Below are 12,918 nucleotides of genomic sequence, written 5' to 3'. Positions count from 1 at the left end.
TATAATTCTTCACAAAAACGCTGTAAACTCAATACCCCAAGCATCAGCGAATAACAAATACTGTAAAAACAGTAGTTAAATAAACAGAATGAAACTTTCAGAATTTAAACTTGATCTCCCGCATAGTCTTATAGCCATGCATCCTTATGACCAACGTGATAGTAGTCGTATGATAGTGGTAAATCGTAAAACCAAAAAAATCGAACACAAAATGTTTAAGGACATTGTTGATTATTTTGGAGAAAACGATACAATGGTTGTTAACAATACCAAGGTATTTCCAGCTCGCTTGTATGGGTCAAAAGAAAAAACTGGTGCTAAAATTGAAGTATTCTTACTAAGAGAATTAAACCGTGAAATGCGTCTTTGGGATGTATTGGTTGACCCTGCTCGTAAGATTCGTGTAGGAAATAAATTATATTTTGGTGATAGTGATTTAGTAGCAGAAGTTATTGATAATACAACTTCTCGTGGACGAACAATCAGATTTTTATTTGATGGTTCGCATGAAGAAATGATGAAAACTATCCATGAGTTAGGAGAAACTCCTCTTCCAATTGACATCATTAAGCGTCCGGTTACAGATGATGACCGCGAAAGATATCAAACAATTTTTGCTGAACACGAAGGTGCGGTTGCTGCTCCAACTGCGGGCATGCACTTTACACGTAATGTGCAACGCAGAATGGAGCTAAAAGGTACGAATTTCTGTCCAATCACACTTCATATCGGTATCGGAACTTTCAGACAAGTGGATGTTGAAGACCTGACAAAACACAAAACCGATTCTGAAAACTTCTTTATTCCAGACGGAACGTGTGATATAGTTAATCAATCAATTAATAATGGCGGAAAAATTTGTGCAATCGGTACAACAGCCATGAAAGCTATTGAATCATCGGTTTCGGCAAGTAATCACTTAAAACCAGTTGAGAATGGTTGGACAGATAAATTTATTTTCCCTCCTTTTGATTTCAAAATCACGAATGCATTATTAACAAACTTACATCTACCAGAATCTATTTTGTTAATGACAGCCTGTGCTTTTGGTGGTCATGAATTAGTGATGCAAGCGTACAATGAAGCTATCAAAGAAAAATACAAATTCTTTACTTACGGCGACGTAATGTTGATTCTATAATTATTAGCCCCCAAAGGGGAGAAAAAAATGCAAGAAAACATTTTATCAAAACTTCCCTTTGGGACTAAACTTTTTGCTATAATTGTAGCTGGCGGTAGTGGATCAAGGATGAAAAGTGAAATTCCTAAACAATTTTTACCACTCAACGGCAAGCCTATTCTTATTCATACTGTAGAAAAATTCTTACAGATTCCTGAAATTCAAGTAATTGTAGTGCTTCCCAAGAGTGATATTTCTTATTGGGAAGACATCTCTCAAACTAACGAGTTAATTCAATCCAAAAAAGATTCTATTAGCATTACTGAAGGTGGTGCATCAAGGTTTCAATCTGTAAAAAATGGTTTATCAACTATTCATTCCGAAGGTCTCGTTGCGGTGCATGATGGAGTTAGGCCATTGATAAATCTTGAAATAATTCAAAATTCTTTCATTGTTGCTCATGAAAAAGGAACCGCCGTAACAAGTGTTTGGGTTAAAGATTCTGTAAGGTTTGTAAATGATTCTTCATCGAGTGAAGCTCTTGATAGAACCAAGCTCAAATTGGTTCAAACTCCGCAAACATTCAACCTAAGCCTCATGAAAAAAGCCTTTGAAGTACAAGAACAAAGCTTTTTTACTGATTGTGCAAGTGTACTCGAATTTGCAGGAGAAAGTATTTCATTGATTGATGGGGCTTATGAAAACATCAAAATTACTACTCCCGAAGATATGATTGTAGCAGAAGCTTTTCTTAGAACCAAATCATAAATTACTGGCAATTATACTCAAACTTTGAAGCACTATAAAGAGTCTTTCCTTGATTTTCAAGCAAAATATTCATTGTAGTTGGAAATCCTTGCTCATTATAATTCGTTTCTCTAACCGTTCTGTTATCTGGTACTTCTTTAAAATCTAGGTTTTGTACTGTATAAAATTTTGTTCCAACAATATTATTAGGACCAAACGGAATATAATTGTACAACGGTCTTAAAAGCCAATAATATCCAATTTCTGGAATTCCAGCAAAAAAATTACGTTTATCATCAAAAGTGTGTTCATTTACACTTGGAAGCGTACCAAAATCTGACCTAATTACCCTGAATGGGTTTCCATTATTATCATACTCGATTGTTCTATTCACACCTATCAAATTCAAACTTTCAACCGAAGTAGGATTCCCTTTAGAATCATATTCTACTGATATAACATTATTTTGAACGTTATTAACCTTTTGAATGATTTTCTCGGCAAAATCTTTACCATTTTCATATACAAATTCAAAGGTAATAATTCTATTGGAAGCAGATTCATCTCTAATTTTTGATACTTTCCCAAGTGCATCATACTCGTAAAAAATTTTTTGACGAGAAACTGTATCTTTATAATTTCTCAAATCATAACTATAAATTTGGATTACCCTCTTATCCTTTAATGTTAAAACATCATGATGTAGTGTACTTGTTGCAGGAAAATCGGTAATAAATTTAGTAAGCTGGCAAACTGCTAACTCTTCATTATTTTTACAAGAAAAGACGAATAAACTTAATCCCAAAAGTATAATTTTTATTTTCATGCTTGAGAAAATTAATTGATGACTGTTTTCTGAAAACTCGTTAAAATAACTTAGACAATAGCCATTCTGGTAATATTTTCAATAAAGTGGCAATGATAATATACCTTTTTGTTATGTAAACTACCTTTCTTTTAGAAACAATAGCGTTTGCAATCTGTCTAGCTGCTTTTTCAGGCGTTGCTACCCAAAACATACCTTTATTTTGCTTGGTCATGGGGGTATCTACATATCCTGGGCGTATATCGGTCACATAAACATTTGGGTTGTATTTAGCAGAACGCATTCTTAAACCCGACATATAATTGGCCATAAACGCTTTTGAAGCGTGATATTCTGGAGAATAAGCACTACCAGTTTGAGAAGCCAGTGAAGAAACACCTACTAACTGACCTCTACCCTTTTTGGCAAAATAATTATAAGACCATTGTGCCAAAGCTACAAAACCTCTCACATTTATATCAATTGTATTGATTTCTTGTTCGTAAGTTGCTTTAGGATAACCAACACCTGCATTAATTATAATCAAATCAATTTCACCGAGTAGTTTTTCACAAGAATCCATCAATTTGCGAGCATCATCAATTTTTGCAACATCCATTTCAAGTGGATGAATTAATTTATCTGGGAATTGATTTTTTAATTCTTCAAGCAAAGTAACTCTCCTTCCTGTTACTACTAATTCATGACCTTGAGAAGCGTATAATTCTGCCAAAGAACGGCCTATTCCTGATGTGGCACCAATTAGAATAATTTTCATTAATAATTTATAGGTTAGGTTTGAAGTATAGAATTGAATATTATGAACTAAATAATATTTTGTTTAATACCTTTGTTTACCAAATGTAATAAAATTAATTCAGAAATATGCAAAAGCGTTTATCGGCAGACGAATATATTTCAGGGGTATTGAGTGGTAATAGAATCATTCTGAGCAGAACGATTACCTTGATAGAAAGCCAATTACCAAGAGATAACGAAACCGCACAAAATGTTTTAGAGGGAATACTCCCCTACACAGGTAACTCCATTAGAATTGGAATTACGGGTGTTCCTGGAGTTGGAAAAAGTACATTCATTGAATCATTTGGAAAATATTTAACTTCACAAGGTAAAAAAATAGCGGTTTTAGCAATTGACCCCACGAGTCAACGCACCAAAGGGAGCATCATGGGTGATAAAACTAGAATGGAAGAATTGGCTCACGACTCCAATGCCTACATTCGCCCTTCTCCTTCGGGAAATACACTTGGTGGAGTTGCCAACAAAACAAGAGAAACAATGCTGCTTTGCGAAGCGGCCGGATTCGATACTATAATTGTGGAAACCGTAGGTGTTGGGCAATCAGAAACAGTAGTGAAAGGTATGGTTGATTTCTTTCTTCTTTTGATGTTATCAGGAGCTGGTGATGAATTACAAGGTATAAAAAGGGGAATCATGGAAATGGCAGATGCAATAGCAATTACCAAAGCTGATGGAGATAATCTTCAAAAATCAAAAAATGCACGTATGGAATACGTACATGCTCTACACTTATTTCCACCCAACCAAAATCAATGGTATCCTCCCGTTCTTACTTGTTCAGCATTAGAAAAATCAGGATTAGGCGAAATATGGAAAGTTATTTTAGATTATGAAAAACAAATGAAAAATAGTGGATTTTGGAAAAGTAATCGACAAGAACAAAGTTTAAGTTGGATGTATGCTTATATTAAGCAATTTCTTGAAAATCATTTTTTTGAAAATGAGTCGGTTAAAAATAATATTGAGTACATCTCACAACAGGTATTGAACGAAAAAATACTACCAATTCAAGCAGCAAAAAAGTTATTAGAATTAAATAAATAAAATATTCTTGCACAATTAGATGGTATAATGGCAAGCTTTTGCTAGTCACTTCATAAAAATATAGTACTTTTGTGGATAAATTAATTTCCATTAGAAAATTTACTTACTTACACTGAAAACGTTTTTATGTTCTGGTATAACCTTTCGAAATTAATACTCAAAAATCGTAAAACTTGGCTATTTATACTTTTTTGTACAACGCTATTCATGGGTTACATGGCGTCAAAAATTGCTATGTCTTATGAATTAGCTCGTATATTACCTAAAAGCGACCAAAATTATAAACTTTACGAAGACTTCAAAAAACGCTTTGGTGAAGATGGCAATGTAATGGTCATTGCTATTAAAACCAATAAAATTTATGAATTAGAAGTTTTCAATCAATGGTATGATTTATCAAAAAAAATCAAAAACATTGATGGAATAAAAAATGTACTTTCAAACGCCAATCTATTTGGCATTCAGAAAGATAGCGTTGAAAAGAAGTTTATTTTCCCGCCACTTGTTTCAAAAAGACCAACTACCCAAGCAGAAGTTGATTCGGTTAAAGCAAAAATTGAAAGACTTCCTTTCTATAAAGGCACTATTTACAGCACTGATGGTGAAGCACATTTGATGGCCGTAACTTTCCAACAATCAAAATTAAATAGTAAAGAAAGAATTAACGTAAGTAGAGAAATTGAGGCTGCAGCTCGTGAATTTGGTGTAAAAAATAACATTGAAGTTCACTTCTCAGGTATGCCTTTTATTCGAACTAATTTTATTTCAAAAGTATCTGCCGAAATGACCAAATTTTTAGCTTTGGCATTTCTAGTAACTATTGGAATATTATATATTTTCTTCCGTTCATTTAAAACCGTTCTTTATACTGCCCTATTAGTATTAATTTCAGTTGTTTGGTCAGTTGGATACATAGTGCTATTTGGATATAAAATCACCATTTTGACAGGCCTGATTCCACCTCTGATTATTGTTATTGGTATTCCAAACACAATTTTCTTGGTCAATAAATATCAAGAAGAATATCTCAAACATAATGACAAAATTCGTGCTTTAGCGGTAGCAATTGAGAAAATTGGCAAAACAACATTTTTAGCCAACGTAACAACCTCAATTGGTTTCTTCGTTTTTTACTTTACGGGTAGCCCACTATTATTGGAATTTGGTTTAGTTGCCGCTATTTGTATCATGTCAACTTGGGCAATTTCACTAATTCTTATTCCTATTTTATTTAGTTATTCTGCCCCTCCAAGTGCAAAGAACGTTCGCCACCTTGAAAATAAAAATATCACTAAGTTTTTACGTTTTGTAAATCATATTGTACATAATAGTAGAACAGCACTATACACTTCTATTAGCCTATTGGTAGTTATATTCGGATTTGGTATGTTTCAACTGAAGGCCATTGGATACATAGTAGATGACCTACCTCAAAACGACCCAATTTATGCAGATTTAAAGTTTATTGAAAAACATTTCCACGGGATTGTCCCATTTGAAGTGGTTATTGATACAAAAAAAGAAAATGGTGTACTAAATCCACAGGTACTCAATAAAATCAAACTAATGCAAAGAGAGTTTGCTAAATACGAAGATTTCACGAATCCAATCTCTTTAGTTGAAGCCATAAAATTAGTTTATCAAGGCTATCGAGGAGGAGACCCAAAATATTACCAACTTCCCGGAGCATTAGAACTCCAAAAATTAGCTGAATATGTAGGTACGGTCAAAGGTAAAGAAAATTTAGCAACCCCTTTTATTGATAGCACTAAACGTTTTACACGTGTAAGTTTTCAATGTGGTGATGCTGGAACTGTTAGAATAAGAGAATTGGTAGAAAAATTACAACCAAAAATTGATACTATTTTCAATTTTGATAAAGAGTCGCAGCAGTGGCTTCCTAAAGAACAACAAATTGATGCAAAAATTACTGGAAATGGTGTAGTATTCATGAAAGGCAATGATTATTTGCTACAAAATTTGATTGAAAGTACAATTTGGGCAATAATACTGGTTTGTATAGTTATGGCCACCCAGTTCTTTGATGTAAGGATGATTCTCATCTCAACGATTCCAAGTATTTTGCCACTCATTATTACTGCTGGAGTTATGGGCTATTTTGGTATTCCACTGAAGCCTACAACAACTTTAGTGTTTAGTATTGCTTTTGGTATTTCATCCGATGGTACCATTTATTTCCTTACAAAATTCAAGGATGAAATGAAAAACCATAAAAAAACGGTCTCTCACGCTATTACTGAAACAATCATGTATACGGGTATAAGCATGTTCTATACAGCAATCATCCTTTTCTTTGGATTTGGTATTTTTGCTGCTTCAAATTTCAAAGGAACTGTTTATTTGGGTACTTTAGTTTCCACTACTTTATTGATGGGTATGATTGCTAACCTAATCTTACTTCCATCTTTTATTATGACTTTAGAAAAAAAGAAAACAAAAGTATAAATGATTAATTTTCATACTGAAGGAATTGATTTTTCAGTACCAAATCCCATAAAAACAAAGCGTTGGATAAAATCAGTAATTGAATCTGAAGGATTAAAATTATCTGAAATTAACTACGTTTTTTGCAATGATGAATACCTACATCAGATAAATCTTGAGTATCTTGACCATGATACTCTTACTGATATTATCACCTTTGATAATTCTGAAGATGAAGGAATAATTGAAGGAGATATATTTGTGAGTATTGAAAGAATTGCTGATAATGCCAGTGATTTTGGTGTAAGTTTCGAACACGAGTTTAAAAGAGTAGTCATTCATGGTGTATTGCATTTATGTGGCTATTTCGATGAAACCGATGAAGAAGAGTTAACCATGAGAGCCAAAGAAGATTTTTATATAAAACTTTGGCAATAATCTACTTAAAATAAGCTTAGGCTATTTCTAAATGATTCATTCATAGTTTTTTTATAAGACCTAGATTGAATTCATAGAAATAGCTTTTTTTTTACCCAAATCAAAAGTTATTTAAAATTTTTCACCTTCAACATTTTCTATAATAACATCCACTTCAAACTTTTTACGTAATTAACTTTATCCTTTTGAATAAAAGTATAATTTTGAATTTTCTATAACAACCATACAAAAATCACCTATTAAATATATGCAAAATAAGATTGGAGGCTATCGAGCAGGTGCTATACCCGCCGATGTAAAAAAGAAATCTTCAGGTAAATTTGATAAATTACCTTCAAAAGTTGACTTGAGAGAGCATTTAACTGAGGTTGAAATGCAAGTAGGCAATAGTTGCGTAGCTAATGCATTTGCTGGAGCGTACGAGTACTTAGCCAAAAGAACAAACGGAGAATCTTCAGATGTGAGTCGTTTGTATATTTACTATAACGCAAGATGGCTCGTTGAAGAACAAGACAAAGACTCTGGTTCAATTATGTTCAAAGCAATCGAAGGTTTGCAAGAATATGGAGCATGTTCAGAAGAACTTTGGCCAAATGATGAAGAAATGATTTTATATGAACCTGACCAATCAGCTTATGAACATGGGGCGAACTTCAAAATTGTTGATTCAGAGTATATAGAAACTGATTTAGAACTTTGGAAACATACACTTGCAGAAGGCTATCCAATAGCTTTTTGTTTAAATACTTTCCAATCTTTTGATAGTGCTACAAAAAATAAGGGTAGAGTTCCAATGCCTAAACCGTCAGATAATGTCAGAGAGACTCATGGCTGGCATGCGATGCTTTGTGTTGGATATTCAGACCCTGATAACGTATTTATTGTAAGAAATTCTTGGGGTAAAGATTGGGGAGATAAGGGTTACTGCTATATTCCTTATGATTATGTCATGAACAAAGATTTCAATGGTCATGATTCTTGGATTATTAAATCTGTTGAAAGTCTCGACTTTAGTGAGGGTGTTTGGGATGACTCTGAAGAATCAAGTTTTACAGTTGATGGAATGATTTACGTTACTGATTTTTGGATTGAAACAAAAGATACAGAGAAATTTGCCACAAAATTAGAGAAATTGTGCCTTGAATATGTTGAAAATGAAGAAGACTTCTACTTTGATTATGAAGCTTCTGAAGAAGATGGCGTTGAATATACACACATCAACAATTTTGAAATTTTAACCGAATCTCCTGACGACTTCATAGAAGCATTAGACCAATTGTGCATAGATAATGCCATTGATGAAAACTATGGATTCAATTATGAAGGTAATGAAGAGGAAGAAGAAGAGGACGAAGACGAAGACGAGGAAGAGGAAGAGGAAGAGGAAGAGGACGAAGACGAGGAAGAGGACGAAGAAGACGAGGAGGAGGAATCAAAATAAATTAAAAAGGTATGTAATATAACATACCTTTTTTTATTTAAAGGAGTATTTTTTTGAAATATCATCAATTATCAAAACCCAATCGAGGCCATATCCGATAGAAGGTGGTGTAAACTTTTTAGTACCTAAATTTTCATATATACCTTCAAATGTCACTTCACCACTTCTTGGGTTAAACCAATGAGCATTAACTTGTTTGCCACTTATTTTACCCATTTTCAAAGTAAATGGTTTTCCTACTGCTGAATAAACAAAAGCGTAACCCTCCCCCCTTGTAGCCTGAATACGTTCAAATGCGGAATTATTGTTTTCAAGAACCAAATCTTGGTCAGGTATCCTTTCAAGAATAGGTCTTGACTCAATTAATTTTTTCAGAAACTTCACTTGGTTGGCAGCGGGCAAATCAAGTGCTTTTTGCCAATAAATATGTGGACCATTGACTGGCTTAACACCCGGCCGAAACATTTGCCAAATATCATGACAACCATAGGTAAATCCAAATGCTCCAGAAAATACATTTAAATACAAAGCCTTTCTTACATCATAAGCGTTGGTAGTTCCCAAATCATTTGCATTAAAACAAACTGGATGCTCTTCATATATTGGTTCACCATCAATTACTGGTTTTATTAATGGGTTTTCGTAAGAACTTTTTATTCTGTTGTATACATCATTATCACGGCAATGCCCTGTTTGAAACATATTAAAATCAAACCACCCATCTTGATGAAACCATTCACTTGCCCCAAATTGGTTTGGTTGAGGATGAAAAGAAATGATAACATTCTCGTTACCACCGTAAGCCTCAACAATTCCTAAAGCCATTGACCTCCAAATAGTTACATCATCAGTATTTTTCCTAGGATTTCTATCACCTCCTAAAATCCAAATGATATTTTTCCGATTTTTATAACGATTAGCTATCCAAAACCCATAAATTCGGGCATTATCTGCATTAAATATTTCAGGACCCACTCCCCATTTATCTTTAAAGACTTTATCACCCCATGTTGGTAATAAACCAATATTTAAGCCCATTTCATTAGCTTTATCAATAATAAAATCGACATGCTTAAAATAAGACTCATTGGGTTTTGTTGGGTCATTATCAATCAGTGGTTTATCTCCATACGCATTGGGAGTATTCAAACCATCTAATTCGGCAAGTGCCACCGCTTGTATCAAGTTAAATCCCTGTGATGCTCTTTTAGAAAGATAGTAAGTTGCCGAATCTCTATCAAGGGCATGAAAAAGTTCCCAAGCCGTATCTCCTACCCAAACAAATGGTTTACCATCCTTCATTAGATACCTCTTATTCTGACTCACCGAAAAGGATTGAGCAGATAGTTGAAACACTGCAAAAAAACAGGTAAGACCAAGCAAGATTATTTTTTTCATATGTAAAATAATTATTGAGTAGGAGAATCAAAACGATTGAGATATTTTTTCAATTAATACTTGATTAATTCTTTCATAAGATTCAAAAGTCCAACCAGCAATGTGAGGCGTAAATATTACCTTATTTGATTCAGCTAATTTTTCAAATACTGCTTTTTGTTTGTCTGAAAGTTTTTGTAGTTTTTCATTTTCTAGTACATCTAAGCATGTTCCTAAAACTTTACCTTCATACAATTTACTAAGCAAATCCTCCAAAACGACAATTTCACCTCTGGCAGCATTAATAAAAATGATATTTTTACTGAATTTATCAAGAAAACCTGCATCAACCATTTTATTACTTTCACTTGTAAGTGGAATGTGTAAACTGAGAATTTCAGCCTCGGCAAAAATCTCTTCTATAGTACTTTCCTTTACAAACTCATCTCCAAAACCACTTTTGTACTTATCGTATGCAAGCACTTTACAACCGAAAGCTTTAAATCTTTTGGCGGTTTCAGAGCCATTATTTCCGTAACCAATGATACCGACTGTTTTACCAAATAATTCATACCCCCTATTCTTTTCTCTTTGCCAAATTCCTGCTCTGACCTCTTTATCTGCAATTAAAATATTATTCATTAAACATAAAACCATTCCAATTACATGCTCCGCCACAGCTACTCGATTTCCTTCATTTGCCGCAAAAATCTGAATACCTTTCGATTCTGTGGTTTCAATATCAATCAAGTCTAATCCTGCACCTGCCCTTCCAATAAACTTCAAATTGGACGCATTTTTCAATAATTCGGCATCAGCAAATGTTTTACTTCTAATGATTAAACCAACATAATTACCTAATTTTTCAATGATTTCTTGTCTGCTAATTTTTGGTTGATAATCAGGTTGAAAACCTATTTTTTCGAGCATCGGAATTAAACTAAGATGCATTTCATCAGCAATTAATACCGAACCTCTACTCGTATTATTGTTTGTCTTCACAGTACTTTTTTTATTATTTATTTGTAAGTAAATTGCAGCAAATTTACTCTTTCATGCTGAGACTTAAAGCGAATTTCAGCATAAAAAACATTATTTTTTAGAATTCATTTAAACTTCAAATAAATTGAGCGAAAATAAAAAACCAATCATTGGCATTAGTATTGGCGATTTTAACGGAATTGGCCCTGAAGTTATCATAAAGGCAGTGGGTAGTAACAGAATTAATAAAATCTGTACTCCGGTGATTTACGGTTCAAGCAAAATCATTAACCGATACCGACAGCTTCTTGAAATGAAAGATTGGCAATTTTTTACCATTCATAAAATCGAGCAGATTAATCATAAGCAGGTAAATGTTATTAACTGCATGAATGACCAGGCTTTGGAAGTACAACCAGGTATTGTTAGTCCAGAAGCTGGGAAATTAGCTTTTGAAGCTTTGAAAAAAGCCGTTGAAGATTTAAAAAACGGAAAAATTGATGCCTTGGTAACTGCCCCTATTAATAAACACAATATTCAAAGTGATGAATTCAAATTTCCTGGGCATACAGAATTTCTTGCCAATGCCTTTGAAGTAAAAGATGAACTCATGTTTATGGTAAGTGAAAATTTAAAAATTGGCGTTGCTACCGCCCACATACCACTCGAACAAGTGAAATCTGCTTTAAATAAAGAATTGATTATCAACAAAATAGCACAAATAAAATCTTCTCTTATTAAAGACTTTGGAATTCAAAAGCCCAAAATTGCTGTATTAGGTTTAAATCCACATGCAGGTGAGAATGGACTTTTGGGGAATGAAGAAAATGAAGTTATTATTCCAGCTATTTCTGAGTGTAAGAAAAAAGGTGACTTGGTTGTCGGGCCATTTCCAGCCGATGGTTTTTTTGGAACTTCTGCTTGGAAAAATTATGATGCCGTTTTAGCAATGTACCATGACCAAGGCTTAATGCCTTTTAAAATGATTGCATTTGAGAATGGTGTTAACTTTACAGCGGGGCTACCAAAAGTTAGAACGTCACCTGACCACGGAACTGCCTATGACATTGCAGGAAAAAACCAAGCTGATGAGTCTTCGATGTTACACGCCATATACACCGCGATTGATATTACAAGAAATAGAGAAGAATTGGATAGCTTAGAGGCAAATTCATTGAAGAAAAAAAATATTGTTCTCAAAGAAGCAAGTATGGAAGATTAAAACTGAAAGCTGAGTATTGAAAATTAAGTTCCCAATACTCAGCTCTACTATATTTCAAGGTCTTCAAAAGGACTCCTAATATTTACCAACTCAATTTGTGCAATTTGGTTATAAATCGAAGTCGTTTGAAGATATTTATGTCCTAAAATTTCTTGTAATAAATGTATATCCATACCTCTTTCTAAACAATGCACAGCATAACTGTGTCTGAGAGTGTGTACAGAAGCATCTTTTTCAATTTTTGCTTTCGCAAGTGCTTGTTGAAAAACTAATTGCACACTCCTTGGGCTATACGTTTTACCGTTCTCTCCTCCAAATAATAATTCACTCGGTTGATATTTTTCAATGTAGGCATATAAAATTGGCATCAACTTTTTGGGTAACATTAAAGTTCTACCCTTTTCTGATTTAGAAGGTGGCACTTTAATTTCTCGTTTATTAAAATTAATGTCCGTAACTTTCAAATTTAGAACATC

The 12,918-nt window shown here is 33.6% G+C and carries 12 protein-coding genes; 7 read left to right on the top strand and 5 right to left on the bottom strand.

Annotated features, from left to right (window positions below):
* Positions 1–88: 88 nt before the first annotated feature.
* Both queA and A6M55_RS07410 read left to right on the top strand, forming a co-directional pair.
* Positions 89–1,141, top strand: coding sequence for a tRNA preQ1(34) S-adenosylmethionine ribosyltransferase-isomerase QueA (queA, locus tag A6M55_RS07415; protein ID WP_015030721.1), 1,053 nt, complete (start codon positions 89–91; stop codon positions 1,139–1,141).
* Positions 1,142–1,168: 27 nt separating this feature from the next.
* Positions 1,169–1,888: a 2-C-methyl-D-erythritol 4-phosphate cytidylyltransferase gene (locus tag A6M55_RS07410; protein ID WP_064197103.1), complete on the top strand. Its 720-nt coding sequence runs from the start codon at positions 1,169–1,171 to the stop codon at positions 1,886–1,888.
* A 1-nt stretch (position 1,889) separates the two neighbouring features.
* Here the strand turns inward: A6M55_RS07410 and A6M55_RS07405 are convergent, their stop codons facing one another.
* Positions 1,890–2,693 carry a hypothetical protein gene (locus A6M55_RS07405; protein ID WP_064197102.1) on the bottom strand — a complete coding sequence of 268 codons (804 nt, stop codon included), beginning with the start codon at positions 2,691–2,693 and terminating at the stop codon, positions 1,890–1,892.
* Positions 2,694–2,733: 40 nt separating this feature from the next.
* Positions 2,734–3,450, bottom strand: a complete 717-nt coding sequence (locus tag A6M55_RS07400) for an SDR family oxidoreductase (protein WP_015030718.1) — start codon at positions 3,448–3,450, stop codon at positions 2,734–2,736.
* 107 nt (positions 3,451–3,557) lie between these two features.
* Here A6M55_RS07400 and meaB point away from each other — a divergent pair, with 107 nt between their 5' ends.
* The 4 genes from meaB to A6M55_RS07380 all read left to right on the top strand — a co-directional run bounded on the left by meaB (position 3,558) and on the right by A6M55_RS07380 (position 8,862).
* Positions 3,558–4,538 (top strand): methylmalonyl Co-A mutase-associated GTPase MeaB, encoded by a 981-nt coding sequence (gene meaB / locus A6M55_RS07395; RefSeq protein ID WP_064197101.1) that lies wholly within the window; start codon positions 3,558–3,560, stop codon positions 4,536–4,538.
* A 216-nt stretch (positions 4,539–4,754) separates the two neighbouring features.
* Complete coding sequence (locus A6M55_RS07390; RefSeq protein ID WP_229235488.1) at positions 4,755–7,004, top strand: RND family transporter; 2,250 nt, start codon at positions 4,755–4,757, stop codon at positions 7,002–7,004.
* A complete protein-coding gene (ybeY, locus tag A6M55_RS07385; protein ID WP_015030715.1) occupies positions 7,005–7,421 on the top strand; it encodes an rRNA maturation RNase YbeY in 417 nt (138 codons plus the stop codon). It abuts the gene before it with no gap.
* A gap of 247 nt (positions 7,422–7,668) precedes the next feature.
* Positions 7,669–8,862 carry a C1 family peptidase gene (locus A6M55_RS07380; protein ID WP_064197099.1) on the top strand — a complete coding sequence of 398 codons (1,194 nt, stop codon included), beginning with the start codon at positions 7,669–7,671 and terminating at the stop codon, positions 8,860–8,862.
* Between the two features lie 33 nt (positions 8,863–8,895).
* On the opposite strand, the gene A6M55_RS07375 is transcribed toward A6M55_RS07380, so the two are convergent.
* On the bottom strand, positions 8,896–10,260 hold the full coding sequence (locus A6M55_RS07375) for a glycoside hydrolase family 140 protein (protein WP_064197098.1): 1,365 nt from the start codon (positions 10,258–10,260) through the stop codon (positions 8,896–8,898).
* A gap of 27 nt (positions 10,261–10,287) precedes the next feature.
* Positions 10,288–11,241, bottom strand: a complete 954-nt coding sequence (locus A6M55_RS07370) for an NAD(P)-dependent oxidoreductase (protein WP_156511002.1) — start codon at positions 11,239–11,241, stop codon at positions 10,288–10,290.
* Positions 11,242–11,365: 124 nt separating this feature from the next.
* On the opposite strand from A6M55_RS07370, the gene pdxA reads away from it, so the two are divergent.
* Positions 11,366–12,442, top strand: a complete 1,077-nt coding sequence (gene pdxA, locus A6M55_RS07365) for a 4-hydroxythreonine-4-phosphate dehydrogenase PdxA (protein ID WP_015030711.1) — start codon at positions 11,366–11,368, stop codon at positions 12,440–12,442.
* A 47-nt stretch (positions 12,443–12,489) separates the two neighbouring features.
* Here pdxA and A6M55_RS07360 read toward each other — a convergent pair.
* On the bottom strand, positions 12,490–12,918 hold a 429-nt coding region (locus A6M55_RS07360), incomplete at its 5' end, for a tyrosine-type recombinase/integrase (protein ID WP_156511001.1).

The organism is Emticicia sp. MM, assembly GCF_001649495.1.
The sequence above is the reverse complement of the archived record's forward strand: the minus strand, read 5'-3'. Positions and strand labels throughout refer to the sequence as shown.